We start from the raw sequence: 20,616 nt of genomic DNA, 5'->3' as shown, positions 1-20,616 counted from the left end.
TTACTTAGGAATCATCATTAATTTCTTAACAATCTTTTCTCCATCTACAGTAACGTGGATCATATAGGATTCAGTAGGCAAATGCTTCAAATTAATCTGTTCTAAATCTTGATCAAATATGTATTTGGTCTTTTTAGGAACAATCAGTTTTCCATCCATTGAAAATAATTCATAGGTGATAACGTAAGGACGCAGCGGAATCTGTCTGGGAAAATCAGCTTTAATGTAAACATAGCCATCATTTGAAGGTACCGGATATATCATCAACCCCTTGTAAATTCTTACAGGAGGTGCTCCTGGATTTCCTCCTCCGGGATTTACTACCGCTGATGAATTAATTGTAAAATTTTGTGAATTGACATTTAAAAATACATTATTCACAGCTTTCACCATAATTCTGGCATTATTAGAAATCGTTCCCAGGCCTCCCGGAACAGTGTAATTATAAGAACCGTTATTAGGGGTGCTTGCAACCAAAACAGTTGGGAAAGTAAGACCGCCATCTTTTGACAACAGGATCGTTACATTAGGTGTGCTTACAGGGGCAGCTGTTGTATTAGCAACATCCCATGTAATTGTATATGACTGACCTTCGCTCCAAACAACTCCTGCCGTGTTTTGTGAGGTAACAACAAAAGGTCCTGCAGTATCCACAACGGTAAGTTTCACATCATCACGCCCTGTCTGACCTCCTAAAGGATTATTATCCCTTACAAGAACTGAAAAATTAAGATCTCTTCCTCTTGAAGCAAGTTTCTCCCATGCCTTCACATCTCCAGGAGCTACAATTGAAGGGTCATAGCCCGAAACAATGGTTGACAGCCTAGGAAAGTATCTTGAAGGTGAGGTTGTAGGCGCTACAGATCTAAAAAGAGGCCCTACTCCATTTACAGGTTGGGGAGGCATAGCCGCAGCCCCAAAATCAGTTTGTTCCCATGTATATGTAAGAGCATCATTATCTGCGTCCGTTGCAGTTGCTGTCAACATAAATGGTGTACTTTTCGGTATGCTTTTATCTGTGCCTGCATTTACAATTGGCTCTGCGTTTGCAATTGGCGTTTTAACACCACAGTTGGAGGTAGAACCTGAGGTTAACCTGGTATACATTTCTGCAATACTTACTGCATGAAAATAAGCATCACTATGAGCTTGTACGTTTGGAGCACAAATACCCGCATATCCCATAATAGAGCTTGCACTTCCCGGCTCTACCGACGTGGGTGTATTTCTGTTACAGCTATTATTTTGCGTATGGTTTGCACCAAACTGATGTCCCATTTCATGGGCTACATAATCTATTACAAAAGGATCTCCTACCGGAACTGCAGAACCTGTAACTCCCCCCGCTTTACTGTTTCCACAAATGGAAGGAGTAGCTGCTAAACCATTATCATTTCCTGCATTTGCCTGAAAGAACAAGTGTCCAATATCATAGTTGGCAGCACCAATAATATTATTCGTAACCGTAATATTTTCACTTAGCATCTGACTTGCATTCAGAGTATTAAAAGTATCCGTGCTGATAAAGAACAAAGAGTCCGTATTCGGAATAAGCTGTAATCTTACTGAAATATCTTTTTCAAAAACTTCATTTAATCTTGTTACAGCCAGGTTAACAGCTGCAAGAACTGCCGCTTTTTTCTGAGCATCCGTTCCTGAACCTACACCGGCTTGCCCTGCAATATAAGCAGTATATTCCGTTGTTGTTGTAATAGCCAGCCTGTACTTTCTATTTAATCCATCAATAACTGTTTTCTGGGCACTTAAGGCTGATTCATTATGTTCGCTATCTCCATCAAAATGACATTCAAACTGACCAGGAGACGAAGCATTTTTCCTGTCATAAAGTTTATAAACCTTATTATCCTGTGTATAAGAATCAATATAATAAATTCCCTGATTATTTCTGATCATACCATTAAATCCAAAATAAGGATCTATGGTAAACTTTAAGGTTGCTGATTTGTCATCTTTTTTGAAGCCTGTATAAGACCGGATTTCAGAATATCTGTTCTGAAGGTCTGGATGCATGGTTGATGATTCAAAAACTTCGTAGGTATCAAAACCTCCTTCAAGGTTTGGAAAATTCAACAGTACGCCTTTTTGAGACAAATGCAAGTCACTGTCCGGCAGGTTTTTAAGTTGACTTTGAATTTCACTGATATTAAGTTTAAACAAAACGAAATCAGTAATTCTTACATTACTTTCACGAATCTCAGTGTTGATTTTTGAATCAAGTTTTTTCCAATGATTTTTTTGAGCAAACCCCACTGCCGAAAACATGAGCAAGGTACCCAGAATCAGTAATTTTTTCTTCATATGATTTTTTTATAAATTAAGAAGTTATTAATTTAACACCTGAAGGAGCTTTACCTTCTATTTTAAGAATCAATACGGGATTCTTTTCTTTATTCAATAAATATTCTTCGTTATTAATTTCTTTATAATAAACCTTTAACACAGACTTATCTTCTTCTATCCTCTCTATTTCAATATCTCCGTATTGCTGTTTTTTCAATATAGGTTTCAACACAAGAAGAAACTCATTTTCAGACAGTGTAGGAATTGGTTGGGACCGGGAAAATCTTTTATCTTCCATTAAACTGTATAATTTGAGTGTTTGTTCAAAAGATTGTAAAATTGTATACTCTTCTAATGGTACGTCTTTATTCAGTCTTCGTACTTCTGAAAATTTTATTTCATTATTATTTTTACTCATTACCAATTCTGTTTCCACAATATTTTTTGTAGCAGAAAGGCCTTTACAGGCTGATCCGCCTCCAAGCCCAAACAAAAGCAACAGGAAGATTGACAAAAATACTCTTTTCATAAGAAAAATATTAATAAGCAAATGTAAATATTTCATAATTAGCATTTTGAATATTTTTTAACAAAAATAATTAAATCACTGTAAACCAATCCAAAAAACATTATTTGTCTTAAAAATATACAAATGGTAAAAAGAATTTCTCAACTGAAGAACAAAAATGTTTGTATAACTTTCCGGTTCTTTTCATATCAAATGTTTCTGTTGAGTTGGCTATTCCATTCCTGATCTACATAAACACAAAAAAGATATAAAAGCAATAATTTTATAGATTCTGTTTTGTATTTTTTTTTGTAAAACACATCCAATTATTTGATTTTCAATTGTATAAAATTTTACCAGAATAATACTTTCCATTTACAAAAGTCTGTCTTCATCCACCACTAATTTTACTTCATCAAAAAATTAATGTTATGAAAAAGTTCATACTACTTCTTGCAGTATCAGGCACATTCATTATGTGTAAAAAAGGGGAAGCTGCAACATCCCAGCTAGAAGACACTTTACATGCCGCAGACAGTACTGCAGCAACAGTGAACGAAACTGTCAATTCCATCAACAATACTGCGGACAAAGTTCTGGATTCTGCCAATGTCAGAATAAAAGATTTTGAAGATGCCAAAGGCCAAATTCAGCAGAAAATAGAAAATACCTCTAAAATGGTTGACTCTTTAACCGAAAAAATTGCTTCAACAAAACTGGAATCGAAGATGGAGAAAAAAGATTCAGCAGAGAAAAAAACTGAAAAGATCGTTGTTCATGTCCCGGCTCCAAAGGTCATTAAAGAAACCAGGATCATATACAAAGACAAGCCTCAGAATGACAGCTATGAGCTTAAAAATAAAATGGTAAAAACAGGCATCCTTTCTGTAAAAGCGGATAACTCAGAAACTGCAAAAGAATTTGTAAAAGAAGAAACTGTAAAAAACAACGGTTACGTGAAAAATGAAGAGCTTTCTTATATTACTGCAAAAGCAGCCAACAGAAGCTCATCTTACGAAGAAAATAGCCAAAGGGTATATTATATGGACATTAAAGTTCCCATTCGTAATTTTGACAGCTTAATGAATGACCTGAGTGAGATTGGAGATATTGAAACTAAAAGTATACAGGTTTCCGGAAACAGCTACGCAGAGAATACCTTATGTACAATAACCGTGACTCTTACTGATAAGTCAGAGTATGAAAAAGAACCGAAAACTTTCGGAGAGAAATCACTTGCGGCAGTTTCATCAGGATGGGACGTGATTACTTCAGTCTTTCTTTTCATTCTGCCGCTGTGGCCTTTATTCCTGATCGGCGGAATAGGATATTATTTCTACAAAAAGAAAAAAACAACGGATAACAATGCCCAATAAAACGGAATCCATCGAAAGATGGATTTTTTAATATTATTTTAATAAAAATAAACCCCTGCCGAATTTGTTCTTTATATATTCACATGTTTATGGTTGATTGCTGGTCAGTTACGGAAGTTATGTTGCGGGAAGTATATTTTAATCAACAGGATACACCATGTATTCAACCTGGTTAAAAGTATATTTATAAAAAAGTGGTTTGTAAGAAGAAAGGCTCCCGATAGGAGCCTTTCGCTATTTCATGTTCACGATTTTGTCTACAATAAACTTTGTGTTTCCTCTCCACGGAAGCGCCCCATTGTATTCTTTGTAATGAAGATCGAAGATTTTGCCGCTGTTGGTTTCCAGCTGTTTAAAAATTTCAGGATCTTCTACAGAAAATTCAAATTCGTAGCTTGTAATGGTTCCTGTTTTTCCTTTTCCAAAACCTTCCTGGATTAATTTTCCTTCATAGGTTTTGAAAACATAGCCTTTTTTCATGGCATAATTCAGATAGCCCGATTTCACTCCTTCTCCAAAGATAAAATAGTATTTATACCATACCGCTACTCCTATCAGAAGAAGAATTACGCCGAGGCTGATCCACAAAGTTTTTTTCATAAGCAGTGTGTTTTTTTAGTAAGTTATTTTGCGATGCTTCTGGAGATCACAATTTTCTGAATCTCAGAAGTTCCTTCATAGATCTGCGTGATCTTCGCATCTCTCATCATTCTTTCTACATGATATTCTTTCACGTAACCGTATCCTCCGTGGATCTGTACTGCTTCAATAGTAGTATCCATTGCCACCTGGGAAGCGTATAATTTTGCCATTGCACCGCTTTCAGAAATATCTTTACCTGCGTCTTTCTCACACGCCGCCTTGAAGCATAGCATCCTCGCTGCAGTAATCTGGGTAGCCATATCTGCTAATTTAAATGCAATTGCCTGGTGATTGATGATTTCAGTTTTGAAAGCCTTTCTTGTTTTGGCATATTTTAAAGCCAGTTCATAAGCTCCTGAAGCAATACCCAATGCCTGAGAAGCAATACCTATTCTTCCTCCATTCAATACTGCCATTGCAAAATTGAATCCGAATCCGTCTTCTCCGATTCTGTTTTCCTTCGGTACTTTTACATTATTGAAGATCAAAGAATGTGTATCACTTCCCCTGATTCCCAATTTATCTTCTTTCACCCCAACTTCAAAACCTTCCCATCCTCTTTCAACGATGAAAGCGTTAATTCCTTTATGTTTTTTCTCAGGATCTGTCTGTGCGATTACAATATAGTAAGAAGCTGTCCCCCCATTTGTGATCCAGTTCTTGATACCGTTTAAAAGGTAGTAATCTCCTTTGTCTTCTGCGGTTGTTTTTTGTGAAGTAGCATCAGAACCAGCTTCAGGCTCAGATAATGCAAAAGCACCAATTACCTTTCCACTGGCAAGAGGAGTAAGATATTTCACTTTTTGTTCTTCGGAAGCAAATTTTTCAAGACCGGCACATACCAGAGAGTTGTTTACGGACATTACCACAGCTGCTGAAGCATCTATTTTTGCGATTTCCTCGATTGCCAAAACATAAGAAACACTATCCATTCCAGCTCCTCCGTACTTAGGATCTACCATCATTCCCAAAAAGCCCATTTCACCCATTTTCTTTACTTGCTCTGTAGGGAATTTCTGATCTCGGTCTCTTTCTATAACTTCAGGTAATAGTTCATTTTGTGCAAAATCTCTTGCAGCCTGCTGAATCATCAGCTGTTCTTCCGATAAATTAAAGTCCATAAAAAATAATAATTAGATAGCCGTAAATTTACACTTTTTGGCGAAATCTGAAAATAGAATTGGAAGTTAGGGACAAGCAGCTTCAAATTTTCGCAGAATAATCGGTAAAATTCCTCTGATATTATGGCAGGCATTCAATTAATTGTCAATTGATGATTTATGATTACTACAATTAAAAAAAATGCTTATATTTAAAATTCTTTAAAAATTGCTTAAAAAATCATGACAATCAAAAGATTATTCGATATTCCACACTATGCTTTGGAAAAATTTCCTAAAACAGATATGTTTGTGACTAAATATCAGGGTGAATGGAAAAAAACCTCGACATTAGAATTTATCAATCAGGGAAATAAAATATCCAGAGGGCTTTTAAAACTAGGTATAAAACCTGGGGACAAGATTGCTCTGATTACCACTAATTCCCGTACGGAATGGGCGGTTATGGATTTTGGACTGTCTCAAATCGGTGTCGTTTCCGTTCCGGTTTATCCAAGTATTTCTGCTGAAGATTATGAATTCATATTTAATGATGCTGAAATACAATATTGTTTTGTATCTGATAAAGAATTACTTAATAAAGTGATGAAGGTGAAACACAATATCCCTTCATTACAGGGAATTTTTACTTTTGACACAATCAGCGGAGCAGCCAACTGGAAAGAAATTATGGATCTTGGTGAGGACGATTCTACTCAGATTGAAGTGGAAGATCTTTCCAATGCCATTAATTCTGAGGATCTGGCAACCATTATTTATACTTCCGGAACAACAGGAAAGCCAAAAGGCGTAATGCTTACCCACCATAATATTGTTTCTAATGTATTGGGCTCTCTTCCGAGAATTCCTAAGAAGAAAAGCCTGGATTACAAAGATACAAGGGTATTGAGCTTCCTTCCTATCTGCCATATTTTTGAAAGAATGCTTTTTTATCTTTTCCAGTACAATGGCTTTTCTGTTTATTTCGCTGAAAGCATTGAAAAAATGGGTGAAAATGTAAAAGAAGTAAAACCGCATTATATGAGTGTTGTACCAAGACTCGTAGAAAAGGTATATGATAAGATCTACAACACAGGTTCTTCAGCTGGCGGGCTGAAATCAAAAATATTCTTCTGGGCTTTAAATTTAATCAGCAAGAAAAAAGAAATCTCCAAACCTTCGGGCTTGCAGGGAATTATTGCGGATAAACTGGTATTCTCTAAATGGAGAGAAGGTCTGGGCGGGGAAATCATTACTTTGGTTTCCGGTTCTGCAGCCCTTTCTACAAGATTAAACCTGATGTTCCAGAATGCCGGGATTCCTATTTTAGAAGGATATGGCTTAACTGAAACGTCACCTGTTATTTCTGTAAACAGTTTTGATAAAATGAAAATCGGTACTGTTGGCAGACCATTGGACAATCTGCAGGTAAAGATTCAGGAAGATGGTGAAATCACGGTAAAAGGACCTTCTATCTTCAAAGGCTATTTTAAAGCCGAAGATTTGACCAAAGAAGCTTTTACTGAGGATGGATTCTTCAAAACGGGAGATATAGGGCATATCGACAGTGAAGGATTCCTGCAGATCACCGACCGTAAAAAAGAGATGTTTAAAACTTCCGGTGGAAAATACATCGCCCCTCAAACAATTGAAAATCAGGCAAAAGCATCAAAATTCATTGAACAGATTATGGTAGTAGGGGACGGCGAAAAAATGCCGTGTGCTTTGGTACAGCCTGATTTCGAGTTTGCTAAAAACTGGGCAATGAGAAACAATCTGAATATTGGCTCCACCCCTGCAGAAATTGCAAAAAGCCCTGAATTAAAGGAAAGAATTGAAAAAGAGATTGAAGGCATCAATGAGCATCTCGGAAACTGGGAAAGGATCAAAAAAATTGAGCTGACCCCTGAAATATGGGCCATCGATACGGGACTGCTTACCCCAACTTTAAAGCTTAAGAGAAAAGCAATAAAAGAGAAGTTCATAGATCTGTACAATAAAATGTACGAACACCATGAATAAAAAATACAATAAGCTGTTTCGAAATGAAGCAGCTTTTTATTAAAAAAAATGTGCTTCAAGAATGAAGCACATTTTTTTTATTTTTGAATTGTAATTAGAATTTAATTACAGATTTCATTCTTTCGTTTTCTTCCATTACCAATTCGTCATCTACAAGGATTTTTCCTGAGTGCTCATCAATAATGATTTTCTTTCTCTGAGCAATTTCCATCTGCTTCTGAGGAGGGATAGTGAAGAATGACCCTTTTGGTGCTCCTCTTTCTAATCCTACTACAGCCAATCCGTTGATAGAACTCTTTCTGATTCTGTTATATGATGAAAGTAATCTTTCGTCAATTTTGGCCGCATACTCTTTAGACTGCTCTATTAAGTATTCTTCTTCTTTCTGAGTTTCAGATACAAGACCATCCAGTTCTTCTTTCTTGAATTTTAAATGGTTTTTCAGGTCACTGATTTTCTCGTTAAGTTCGCTTAAAGTTTCATTTTTGTGAGCAATTTTAACTCCGAATTCTTTAATCCTTTTTTCAGCAAGCTGAATTTCAAGATCCTGGAATTCTATTTCTTTTCCTAATGCTTCAAACTCTTTATTGTTTCTTACATTATCCTGCTGAGATTTGTACTTTTCAATTAAAGTTTTTGCATGGTTAATCACTTCATGCTTTGTTTTGATCTGGTCGTCCTGATCTTTGATATCTGCATGAAATTTTTCAGCTCTTTTTTCAAGTCCTTCGATCTCAATTTCAAGATCCTCAACTTCAATTGGCAATTCTCCTCTAGTATTTCGGATTTCATCCAATCTTGAATCAATGATCTGCAAATCGTATAAAGCTCTTAATTTTTCTTCAACTGAAATATCGTTGGTTTTTGCCATATTTAAATGAAATAATTTACTGGGTTGGTTTTTTCAATAGATTTTGAAATTGCAAATGTACTAAATTTTTGTGACAAAATTTCAAATAATTGTTGAGTTACAAATTGTTCTGATTCATAATGGCCTATGTCACAGATTAACATTTTGGATTCTGCCTGGAAATAGTCATGGTATTTGATATCTCCTGTAAGATAAGCGTCGCATTTTTGTGATAATGCAGCCTTTATTCCGCTGGCTCCGGATCCTCCGAGAACACCTACTCTTCTGATTTTTTTATGGGTGAAATTGGAATGCTTAATGATTTCCAGTCCGAATTTTTCTTTCACCGTTCTTAAAAAATCCTGTTCATCCATTGCCTCCTCAAAATCTCCGTACATTCCCAGGCCTGAATGCTGGTTTTCATTATCCAGCTGATATACCTGATGGGCTACTTCTTCATAGGGATGTGCAGCCTTCATTGCCGAGATAACCTTTTCTTTTTTGTAAGCTTCGAAAATAACGGAGATCATATCTTCATCAGCATTTTCACGGATGTTCTGCTGTCCGGAGAAAGGATTTGAACCTTCAACAGGCCTGAATGTTCCGTTTCCATTCAGGGTAAAGCTGCATTCGTCATAAAAACCAATATTTCCTGCTCCTGCTGCGAAAAGTGCTTCTTTCACTTTTTCAGAATACTCCTTTGGAACGAATACGCTCAACTGTTTTAAATTATTTTTTTTAGGCTGAAGGATTCTGAGATCTTTTAATCCCAACTGACTGCAAATTTCATGGTTGACCCCAAAAAAATCATTATCAAATGCAGTGTGAATGGCATAAATGGCAATTTTATTTTCAATCGCTTTCAATATGGCTCTTTCAACATAATTTTTACCGGTCAGAGATTGTAACCCGGAAAAAATAATAGGATGAAAACATACAATCAGATTACAGTTTTTCTGGATAGCCTCATCTACAACATTCTCCAAAGCATCGTGACATACAAGTATTCCACTGACACTCCGGCCGGGAACTCCACACAACAGCCCTACATTGTCAAAATCTTCTGCCTGTTGCAGTGGAATACGGTTTTCTATTTTTGAAATCACTTCACTTATTGTCATTTTATTCTGTATGTTTGCTGCGAAAATAACGATAATTTGTTAATTTTGAAAAATATTAAAAATGGAAAGAGAGCATAATCTTGTTCCTGAAGACAAGTTTTGGAAAAAATTTCTCTACAGGGTGATCTATCGTGCCGATACCAGATTAGGAAAGTTATTCGACATTGCATTATTATCTCTTATCCTGATAAGCACTGCCATTATTATGTTGGAGAGTGTTCCTCTGCTTGACAAAAGATTTCATTATACATTTCTGATTCTGGAATGGATTATTTCTATTTTTTTTACGATTGAATATTCGATGCGAATTAGCGTTCTAAAGAATAAGAAAAACTATATTTTCAGCTTTTTCGGAATTATCGATTTTCTGGCACTTGTTCCTTTTTATCTGAGTTTCTTTTTTCCTGTTACAAAATACTTCCTGATATTCAGAATGCTAAGGATGCTGAGAATTTTCAGGATCTTCAATCTTCTGGATTTTATGAATGATGGCTACCTTATCGTCCGTGCCTTAAAGAACAGCTCCAGAAAAATCTATATTTTCCTTTTATTCTTAATCATTTTTTCAGTAATCGTAGGCTCACTGATGTTTATGGTGGAAGGCGGAAGACCCGGTTTTGAAACCATCCCACAGTCTATTTACTGGGCAGTGGTTACAGTAACTACTGTTGGTTACGGTGATGCCTCCCCTATCACTCCTATGGGTAAATTTTTTGCTGTTATTTTAATGCTTGCAGGTTATTCCATTATCGCAGTTCCTACAGGAATTGTAACGGCAGAAATGCGGAACAAAAGACAGAACCTGGAGAAGATCTGTGACCAATGTGGCAATGAAGATATAGATGATGATGCACGATACTGTAAACAGTGTGGCAAGAAATTAGCTTAGTATTTGATATTGATATTAATCTATTAACCAAATACCACAAAAATCATGGAACCAAAAAAGAAAAATAAGCCTAACAGTCTGGTCATTATCCTTTTCTCTTTAGTTATATTAATGGTCATCATTTACTTTATACTCGTGATGTTTTTCCCTGCCGTCTTTGAGCAAATGAATACAGGGGAAATACAGCCTGTGCCCAACAAATGACAGTAATATAAAAGAATTTGTCTCACAACTCAATGATGTGGGCTTAGAATTCTTTATTTGAAAATCTATCTCTGACAAAGGGACCGATAAGAATCATAAAAAAAAGTCCGTTTCACTAGTTTGTGAGACGGACTCTTTAGTTTAATATGTTTATTTTATTTATTTTTTGATTGCTTTGATCATCTGCCTGGAACCGTCTTTCATGTTTAAAGTAATGAAATATAATCCTTGTTTCAGATCTTCTAAATGAAGAGCAAAAGACGGGTTATCAATGGTTCTCACCAATCGTCCTGATACATCAGAAACGGCAACTGATTTTACAAGATCTGCTTTCGAAATATTCAACACATCAGTGAAAGGATTCGGGTATCCTTTAATCTCTTCTTTGGCTTTGGAAACTTCAGATGTTGCCAGTGTTGCAGATTCTACTTTAAAATTATCAACAAAGAATTCATAATCTTCAGAATCATTTACAGTACCCTCGGAAGCATAAAATGCAAATACAGTATTGGCTCCTGTATAAGATGTAAGATCGTAAGAATAGGTCGTAGAAGTATTGGATGGTGCATTAGCTGCATTCCATGTCTGCAGAACCGTCCATGTAGTTCCTCCATCATTTGAAATTAAAAATTGAACTACATCATCCGATCCCATAGCCGAAGCAGTGGTATCTAAAAACTCTGTTACTCCATAATCGAATTTAACTCTGTATCCTCCTGCTGAAAGGTTGAAAGGTACGGTCTTTAGCCACGCTATGGTTTCATTGTAATAAAGATTTATTTTAGCGGAGTTATTACCATCTCCCGCATTCAGGAAGTCTCCATCATACCACAATTCATCCGTATCGGTAGATCCTGTAGTTGCATCTCCACCGGAAGCCTGCTCCCAGCAATTCCCTGGGAATGTTGAAAAATCATTGGTATAGGCAGTAGTAGGAACTATTACAGCACAGTCAGTAGTAAATGATTCACTTAAAGACCAAGCGCTTTTATCGGAAGTACCGCATACAGATCTTACCCATACATAATAAGTTGTAGCAGGAGCTAATGTGGACAAAGGTGCAGATAAAGACGAAGCTCCTACGCTTCCTGATGCTGCAGTAGTAGCCGTTGGAGCTGTATTCGTTGAGGAATAATAATATTCATACCCCACTCCCACTGTGCTTGTAGAAGCCACCCATGAAACAACGGCTGAGCTGGAAGTTATAGCACCTGCGGACAAGTTACCTGGCGCCAGACAGCTTGGTACAGCTCCAATCACTACAGTATAATCATGTGCTTCTCCATACCCTAATGTATTACACGGTTCAGGTTCATTGTTAAAACGGTCTCCTACCCTCATTCTGTAAGTTCCTGGTGTAACTGTTGCCGGAATGGTTATATTGCCATTGGTAACTGAATTATCATCCGGTCCGGTACTGCCTGCTGTTGCCACCAGTTCCGGTGCTGCATCATCAAAAGTCCCATTATTGTCAAAATCTATCCAGATACGTACGTATTGACTGGAATATTCATGAGTAACAGAAAATGCATAGCTAACACCTGCACTCAGGTTAATTGTTTGGGTCGTATAATCTCCATATGAGCTTTGGGAACATCCTGTATCAAGATGGCTGAATCCCGCTGATGGAATCGTAAAACTGTCGATCATATCTCCTCCACTGCATTCGCTGGGAAACACAGGCGTGCAATAAGTCTGAGCAAAGGCAAATGCGCCGGTCATTATTAAATTCGCAAGTAAAAACTTTTTCATGTAATTTTTTTTTATGGTTTAAACAAATCTAATAAAAAAAATACATTAAAACCTTATTAAATAGAAAAAGAGACAGTTAAAAATCTGTCTCTTCGATTGTATATTCTCAGCTTTAAATCCATCAGTAAAAACTGAAAATGTATTTCTCTATTCTACCATTGAAAAAGCGATATAACATTCATAAAAAATAGCAGCCTTTCAGCTGCTATTCTATATAATTCTGATCAATAAAGATTTATTTCTTAATTGTTTTTATCGTTTGTTTTGATCCGTCTTTCATGTTTAGAGTAACAAGATACATTCCTTGTTTTAAATCTCCTAACTGAAGAGCCGAAGAAGGATTGTCGATTGTTTTTACAACTCTTCCGGTAAGATCAACAACTGATACCAATTTCACTTTAGAGATATCTGAAATATTCAGGACATCTGCAAAAGGATTCGGGTATGCTTTAAGATCATTCTTAGCTTGTGAAACTTCAGATGTTGCCAATAATGATGCATCATAAGCAGAGATCTTGAACTGCCCGTCTGTACCTGTTCCTGAAGAATATCTCCAAACGCTTACCAATAATGTAGCTCCAGGAGTCTGACCTGTTAATGAAACCAGTGAGAAGTTACCATCTGCGGAACTGTCATCATCACAAGCTACAGATGTTAATGAACCACATGCTCCGCTGAATACATTAATAACTGAATCTGTATAAGTAGAACCTGCAACTGAATTTGTTTCGATTTTCAATGTTCCGGAAGCAGGAACCACTACAGAATACCAAACGTTATTGGTAGCACTTGTCTGGCAAGATTGTGCTGTACCATCAGCAGTAGCACCCACATTTGTAGTTGTAATTGCATGAGTAGCGAATACACCTCCTACCGTTAAAGGAGTTGGATTTGCACAGTTATCATTTGCCGGAGGTGGTGGAGGTGTTCCAACACAGATATTAAAGCTAGCATTATATCCTGCACCAGAATAGGTATACACTCTTATATAATAAGTTTGTCCCGGAGTTAAACCACTTACAGTAGCCGTATTAGGATCTGAACATACAACACTCGTTTGTGAGCCACATGCCCCGCTTAATACCTGGAAATACATATCCGTAGTTGAAGATGTTCCTGTTGAAACTACATTTGATAATGCAACAACATGTGAGGCACTAGTTGCAACAAAGCTATACCAAACATCATCATCTGGATTTCCATTACAAGGTGTAGCCGCCATAGATAATGATGCACCTAATGTATTACCAGCCGTTGTAGCTCCACAAGCTAAATCCGGATTAACTGTTAAAGCAATGGCTCCTCCACAATTATCATTCGCAGGCGGAAGTGTTGCAGTTGTTGTAAATGATCTTACAGTACATGTACCAGAGTTTGTAGATGCATTATAAGATGTAACTGTATAATAATACGTAGTAGACGGAGCTAAAGCAGAAGTAAATGTATAAGAAGTCACATTACCCAAATCTACATTGTTTACTACATCTGAACCTCCGGAAGTTGTACCTACAGTAAGTCTATATCCTGTAGCACCTGAAACCGCTCCCCAAGAAATTGTAGGAATTGTAGAAACTCCTGTTGCAGCAGCACCAGGTGAATTTACGCTTGGACAAGGCATTGCCAAAGTTGTAAACGTATTCTCAGTACAACCTGTAGCCATACCTACAACATTTTTAGGAATCACCGTTACATAATACTGTGTTGAATACGACAATGGTGTTGCAGCAGGAATAGCATATGATGTAACATTTCCTACATCTACTCCATTCATAATATTAGTTCCACCAGGTGTAGTTCCCATATTAATTACATAACTAGAAGTAATTGGTGTAGCAGACCAAGTAATTGTCGGTGTTACAGAAACTCCTGTTGCAGCATTTGCAGGTGCAGAAATTGTTGTACAATTAGGAACTGTTGTCGGAGGTGGTACGTTAGCATCAAACGCAATCACCGGTCTTCTATAATTAGTTGAAGTAAGCGTAGCCCCAAAAGCATTTGTTGTACTTACATATTTTGTGGTATTACTGTTTGAAGTATTAATACATGGACTGCTGTATTCATACTGCCAATAAATGGTTGACGCCTGAGCAGTAGTTTGTACATATTCTGTATAAACAGCAAGGTTACTTCCCGCAGTGTAAACAAAATTCGCTGAGTGCTGAAATTGCTTATATCCTGCCGTACTTCCTACCGCAGTTTGAGGGTTAGAATCATAAACCAGTGTGGCAGAGCCTGTTTCGGTAGCCCAATCCGGAGACACAGACCCAAAATCTGTAGCAGTAGTATTTTTTAAATAGATTCTAAAATTTGCTCCTGCATTTAAACTTCCTGAAGATGTTGATCTCTTAAAGTAGGTTGATGTGATCGTACCGTTAGCAATATTATCCAATTGAGAAGCAGGGATAATAAACGCCATACGTTGCTTATCATTGGCAGTCGTATTACTCCTCATTACCGAATAGGTAATATTATCAACATTCGTTGAACATGTATTTACCAAGTAAGCTTGTCCTTGATACAATTGACAGGTTATCATACCTATCAAAACTAAAAAGAGTAGAAATAGTTTTTTCATATGTAGTAAAATAAAATTAGAGGGTAAAAGTAAACAAATATTTCATAAAAAATCAAAAATTATCTTAAAACATTAAACACAATATCACAAAATATAGAAATTAATACCACAAATCAAATAAACGTTTAATTTTACTGTTAAATCACCAATACCAGATATCCGATTAAAACATTGATTTACAGGAATTTAAGTTAAAATAAAAAGTCACAAATAATAGATAAATTTCGATTTAACATAAAATATTTTTTGGTAAATCTTTATCAACAATTACACTTTATTTTTATCATTAAACTAAAAAAGCGGCAAAATGCCGCTTAATAACTCTAATTTTTACCAATTATTAATTCAGATAAAATTCATACTTATTAAGAAGCTGAATTTCCTTAATTAAATCTCCATTGAGATCTACGGAATGTTTCATGGACTGAACTTCAATCTGGGAATCATCTTCAATATTTTTTATAAAGAATTTAAGTTTCTGATTTCCTTTATTCCGGTCAAGAACCTTTTTGAAAAAATCAAGATCTTCAGGGCGGACATCCATAACATCCATAACCAGGGAAATACTTTTTGCAAATCTTTCAAAAGCTTCCTGAAGCTCTATCACATCATTGACATTGACAAAAACTCTTCCATCCTTGACCTGCGCAAACTTTATTTTGAAAATCACAAATCTCTGAACTTCTAATTTCTCCTTCAGACGCATATAATCCCTGTCTCCCAACCTGAAAGAATACGATCCCGAATAATCTTCCAAAGTAACAAAAGCCACTTTTTCTCCACTTCTGAATCCATCCTGTACTCTATATTCAGTGATCAGCCCGGCTACGGTATACTCTTTTCCGCCACCACCATTTTCTCTTTCTTTCTGAAGCGTTTTCCAGTCTTTCTTTTTTTCTTCAAAAAGCTCTTCCTGCTTATTGGAAAAAGCCTGCTCTTTGTAAGCATCCACCTCATCAAGGTTTAAAAACAGGAAATTACCTTTCGGCTCGGCTTTCTTCACCACTTCCTCTATAACCTCCTCTTCTCCTATTGACAGCTCATCAGAAACAATCTCAATAAGATCTACCGTTTCATCCTGTGAATCCTTCTCTAAAATCGGAATTTCATCCGAGATCACTTTTTCATCGTCTTTTTCAAGCACAGTCTTTTTAGAAAGTCTGCCCTGCATAAACTGGAACTGGTATTTAAATTCATCCAGCGGATGAGCGGACAGATAGAAACCGATGATTTCCTTCTCTTTATTTAATTTGTGCATATTAGGCCATTCCGGGCATGGCAATAATTTAGGTTGCTCGATCTGCACTTCATCAGCAAAATCTGCAAAAAGAGAATGCTCCATTTCATTTTTACTTTCCTGGAAGCTCTGCCCGTATCTGATCAGTCTTTCCAGGTTTGTTTTTCCAGCCATATCAATATCAAAATACTGACCTCTGTGGTAAGAACCCAGCTCATCAAATGCTCCAGCCAGCACTAAACTTTCCGCCACTCTTTTATTCATCTGGGAAGGAGGAATTCTTTCAAAGAAATCATAAATGTTTTTGAATCTTCCGTTGGCTCTTTCTCTTGTAATAGCTTCACTCGGTCCTTCCCCAATTCCCTTAATGGCTCCCAAACCAAAACGGATCTGTCCTTTTTCGTTTACAGAGAATTTATACTGGGATTCATTTACGTCAGGTCCTAAAACATCTACTCCAATACTTTTACAGTCCTCCATAAACATGGTGATAGAATCCGTATTGTTAATGTTATTACTCATCACACTCGCCATATATTCAGCCGGGTAATTGGCTTTCAGATAAGCAGTATGATAAGCAATCAATGCATAACAGGTGGAGTGGGATTTGTTGAAGGCATATTCAGCAAAAGCCTTCCAGTCATTCCAGATTTTATTTAAACGATCTTCATCAAGATTATTTTTCTTTCCTCCTTCAATGAATTTAGGGTACATTTTATTCAGAACGTCAATCTGCTTTTTACCCATCGCCTTTCTCAGCGTATCGGCTTCACCTTTGGTAAAGTTCGCCAACTTTTGGGATAAAAGCATTACCTGCTCCTGGTAAACGGTAATTCCGTAGGTTTCTTTTAAATATTCTTCGGTTTCCGGTAAGTCGTAAACAATTTCCTCAATTCCGTGCTTTCTGTTGATAAAGTTCGGGATATATTTAATAGGTCCGGGACGATAAAGCGCGTTCATGGCAATAAGATCGGCAAAAACTGTAGGCTTAAGCTCTCTCATGTATTTCTGCATCCCCGGACTTTCATACTGGAAAATTCCGATTGTTCTTCCTTCTTTAAATAACTGATAAGTTTTGGTATCATCGAGCGGAATTTCGTCCGGATCAAGATCTATATTATGCCTTTGCTTAACCAGTTTCATGGCATCTTTAATGATCGTCAGGGTACGGAGTCCCAGGAAGTCCATTTTCAGAAGTCCCGCGCTTTCCGCCACCGAGTTGTCAAACTGGGAAACCAGAATATCAGCATCTTTTGCTGCAATTGTTATCGGCACAAGGTTACTTACATCCTCAGGCGTAATAATCACTCCACAGGCATGAATTCCTGTGTTCCTGATACATCCTTCCATTTTCTTGGCACTCGCCAATACATCGAAACGAGGATCATCTGGGTTGTCCAGAACCGTTCTCATTTCATCCACCAGCATCTGCTCTTCGGGCTTTAGCTTATCATATTTCGCTAAAGCTTTGGCAATATTCATTCCAGGGCTGGCAGGAATCAGTTTGGCGATATTATTGGTATCGGGAATCGGGAGATCCAATACCCTTCCGGCATCCTTAATGGCAGATTTTCCACCCAAAACCGAATAGGTAATGATCTGCGCTACCTGGCTCTGCCCATATTTCTCAATCACCCACTTAATAACTCTGTCACGTCCTTCATCATCAAAGTCAATATCAATATCGGGCATCGAAACCCTCTCCGGATTCAGGAATCTCTCAAAAAGGAGATCATACTTGATAGGATCAACGTTAGTAATCCCAATGCAATAAGCTACTGCAGAACCTGCTGCAGAACCTCTTCCGGGCCCGACCCAAACGCCCATGTTCCGGGCTTCGTTACAGAAATCCTGTACGATAAGGAAGTATCCGGGATATCCGGTATTGGCAATTACGTCAAGTTCAAAGTCAAGACGTTCTTTAATTTCTTCTGTAATTTCTGTATATCTTTTCCTAGCACCTTCATAGGTTAGGTGAGTAAGATAAGCCATCTCTCCTCTTTTTCCGCCATCCACTGCATCTTCCACATGGATAAACTCTTCCGGAATATCAAATTTAGGAAGGAGAACATCCCTTTTTAGGGTGTAGGGACTGAATTTTGCGAGAAATTCATCATAAGCTTCAAAGGCATCCGGATAAGCCAGAAATGCTTCTTTGATCTCGTCACTGTTTTTAATATAATATTCTCCTGTGGTAAGTCCTCTACGTTTTCCGAAGCCTTTTCCTACAGGTGTGGTTAATTTTTCACCATCCTTGATACAGCTTACAATGTCTTGGATATTCGCATCATCTTTATGGGTATAAAAAGTTTCATTCTGGGCAAGAATTTTGGTATTGTATTTATCTGCCAGATATAATAAAACTTCATTCAAATGCTCTTCTTCAGGCAGTTTATGATTCTGAAGCTGTACATAGAAATCATCTCCGAACGTGTCTTTCCACCATTTGAAAAGCTCTTCCCCTTTTTGTTCTCCGGTATTAAGAATCGCATCAGGAATATCTCCTAAAATTCCGGAGGTCAGGGCTATCAAACCTTCCTTATACTCAGCGATCAGCTCTCTGCTGATCCTCGGAACTCCAAAATAAAATCCTTTTAAAAATCCTATACTCGAAAGTTTTGCCAGGTTTTTATATCCGTTAAAATCCTTTGCCAAAAGAACAACCTGGGTTCTTCTGTCCGGATCATCTTTTGTAAACTGCTTCTGCTCATACCGGTCTGAGATATAAAATTCACAACCTACAACAGGAATAAGCGGAGCTGAAACAGGTTCCTGCTCAGTAAATTCTGTTCCATTTTCTTCAGCTTCCTGTTTTTTGGCAAGAAACTCTTTATGCTTTTTAGAGCGGTCCGAATTGGCAGATTCTACTGCTGAAACAAATTTAAAAGCTCCCATCATATTTCCAATATCCACCATACCTACAGCGGGAAAGTTTTCGTCAGAAGCTTTTTTGATGAGATCACTGATGCTTGAAGTAGCCATCAATGTAGAGAAAACACTATGGCTGTTAAAATTGAAGTATTTTCCAAGATCAATTTCATCTATACTTCCAAAATCAGACTGTTTTTTCTTATTGTTAAAATCAGCAACTTGCCTTCTGATAACAATATTAAACGGCTTTATCGGGTCCGGATAAAGGGTTTTAAAGTAACTCAGCTGATCTTCAGAAATCTTCAGTACTTCAGCAGGAATTACTCCTATTCTCATCATTTCAAAGAATACCCGGGCAGTCGCATTCACATCGGCAGCAGCGTTGTGCGCTTCATCAAATTTGTGACCGTAGAGCTTTTCGTACAACTCTTCCAGTTTCGGAGATTTATATCTTCCTCCTCTTCCACCGCCAAGCTTACAGTAATCTGTTCCCAAAACCATTGTATCGGCTTTAGGTTTATCCTGAAGATTGTCTTTTAAATTTTTCCTGTAAAATTCTGCTCCTACAATATTATAATCGAATTCTACATTATGTCCGGACACTATTCTTACCCTGTCCAGCACTTTAGAAAACTCTTCCAGAATCTCTTGCAGGTCACGTCCTTCTTCATGAGCAATTTTAGTAGTAATTCCGTGAATCCTTGCGGCATTGAAGGGAATATCATACCCTTCAGGTTTTATTATATAATCCTGGTTTTCAATTAATTTCCCATCATCATCATGCACTTGCCATGCAATCTGAACCATTCTTGGCCAGTTCTCAGAATCTGAAAGCGGTGCATTGAAATTTTTAGGTAATCCGGTTGTTTCTGTGTCAAAAATTAAATACATATAATTTTCTAACTTTTTTAAAAAAGAGAATGTAAAGTTACTTCAATTTTTCTAATAATAGATATCATGATTTCGTTTCAAAGAGTATTAGAAAAATTCTTTTTTAATTCTAAATTTTCAAATTCATAAAAAAAATGAAAAGCATCAAAATAAACAACTACCCATCCTAAACCAATATAACCTTATTAAATCACACTAAAAAAACAAATAATATGCAGCAAGAACAAGATGATTAAATATTTTAGTATATATTTGCTAACCTATAAATTTTAATATT

General features: G+C 36.9%; 12 protein-coding genes. 3 read left to right on the top strand and 9 right to left on the bottom strand.

Features of this window, described 5'->3' with window-relative positions; all coding sequences use genetic code 11:
- Both DRF60_RS15410 and DRF60_RS15405 read right to left on the bottom strand, forming a co-directional pair.
- Positions 1-2,319 carry a reprolysin-like metallopeptidase gene (locus DRF60_RS15410; RefSeq protein WP_116012894.1) on the bottom strand — a complete coding sequence of 773 codons (2,319 nt, stop codon included), beginning with the start codon at positions 2,317-2,319 and terminating at the stop codon, positions 1-3.
- A 16-nt stretch (positions 2,320-2,335) separates the two neighbouring features.
- Positions 2,336-2,830 carry a hypothetical protein gene (locus DRF60_RS15405; RefSeq protein WP_123902696.1) on the bottom strand — a complete coding sequence of 165 codons (495 nt, stop codon included), beginning with the start codon at positions 2,828-2,830 and terminating at the stop codon, positions 2,336-2,338.
- Positions 2,831-3,240: 410 nt separating this feature from the next.
- On the opposite strand from DRF60_RS15405, the gene DRF60_RS15400 reads away from it, so the two are divergent.
- Entirely contained in the window at positions 3,241-4,185 is a 945-nt protein-coding gene (locus DRF60_RS15400; RefSeq protein WP_116012892.1) for a DUF4349 domain-containing protein, read from the top strand.
- A 234-nt stretch (positions 4,186-4,419) separates the two neighbouring features.
- Here DRF60_RS15400 and DRF60_RS15395 read toward each other — a convergent pair whose 3' ends face one another.
- Together DRF60_RS15395 and DRF60_RS15390 are read right to left on the bottom strand one after the other, a co-directional pair.
- Positions 4,420-4,785, bottom strand: a complete 366-nt coding sequence (locus DRF60_RS15395) for a hypothetical protein (protein ID WP_116012891.1) — start codon at positions 4,783-4,785, stop codon at positions 4,420-4,422.
- Positions 4,786-4,808: 23 nt separating this feature from the next.
- On the bottom strand, positions 4,809-5,948 hold the full coding sequence (locus DRF60_RS15390) for an acyl-CoA dehydrogenase (protein WP_116012890.1): 1,140 nt from the start codon (positions 5,946-5,948) through the stop codon (positions 4,809-4,811).
- A gap of 222 nt (positions 5,949-6,170) precedes the next feature.
- Here DRF60_RS15390 and DRF60_RS15385 point away from each other — a divergent pair, with 222 nt between their 5' ends.
- Complete coding sequence (locus DRF60_RS15385; protein WP_116012889.1) at positions 6,171-7,949, top strand: AMP-dependent synthetase/ligase; 1,779 nt, start codon at positions 6,171-6,173, stop codon at positions 7,947-7,949.
- A 94-nt stretch (positions 7,950-8,043) separates the two neighbouring features.
- On the opposite strand, the gene DRF60_RS15380 is transcribed toward DRF60_RS15385, so the two are convergent.
- Positions 8,044-8,820, bottom strand: a complete 777-nt coding sequence (locus DRF60_RS15380; protein ID WP_116012888.1) for a zinc ribbon domain-containing protein — start codon at positions 8,818-8,820, stop codon at positions 8,044-8,046.
- A 2-nt stretch (positions 8,821-8,822) separates the two neighbouring features.
- Positions 8,823-9,920: a Nif3-like dinuclear metal center hexameric protein gene (locus DRF60_RS15375; RefSeq protein WP_116012887.1), complete on the bottom strand. Its 1,098-nt coding sequence runs from the start codon at positions 9,918-9,920 to the stop codon at positions 8,823-8,825.
- Positions 9,921-9,981: 61 nt separating this feature from the next.
- On the opposite strand from DRF60_RS15375, the gene DRF60_RS15370 reads away from it, so the two are divergent.
- A complete protein-coding gene (locus DRF60_RS15370) occupies positions 9,982-10,809 on the top strand; it encodes an ion transporter (RefSeq protein ID WP_116012886.1) in 828 nt (275 codons plus the stop codon).
- Between the two features lie 363 nt (positions 10,810-11,172).
- On the opposite strand, the gene DRF60_RS15365 is transcribed toward DRF60_RS15370, so the two are convergent.
- The 3 genes from DRF60_RS15365 to dnaE all read right to left on the bottom strand — a co-directional run bounded on the left by DRF60_RS15365 (position 11,173) and on the right by dnaE (position 20,339).
- Entirely contained in the window at positions 11,173-12,765 is a 1,593-nt protein-coding gene (locus DRF60_RS15365; protein ID WP_116012885.1) for a GEVED domain-containing protein, read from the bottom strand.
- Positions 12,766-13,000: 235 nt separating this feature from the next.
- A complete protein-coding gene (locus DRF60_RS15360; protein WP_116012884.1) occupies positions 13,001-15,340 on the bottom strand; it encodes a T9SS type A sorting domain-containing protein in 2,340 nt (779 codons plus the stop codon).
- 340 nt (positions 15,341-15,680) lie between these two features.
- Positions 15,681-20,339, bottom strand: coding sequence for a DNA polymerase III subunit alpha (dnaE, locus tag DRF60_RS15355; protein ID WP_116012883.1), 4,659 nt, complete (start codon positions 20,337-20,339; stop codon positions 15,681-15,683).
- Between the last annotated feature and the right edge of the window lie 277 nt (positions 20,340-20,616).

Origin of the sequence: Chryseobacterium elymi, assembly GCF_003385495.1 — a bacterium.
Taxonomy (GTDB): Bacteria; Bacteroidota; Bacteroidia; order Flavobacteriales; family Weeksellaceae; genus Chryseobacterium; species Chryseobacterium elymi.
Note: the sequence above shows the minus strand (reverse complement) of the source record. Positions and strands in the feature narration are given on the sequence as shown.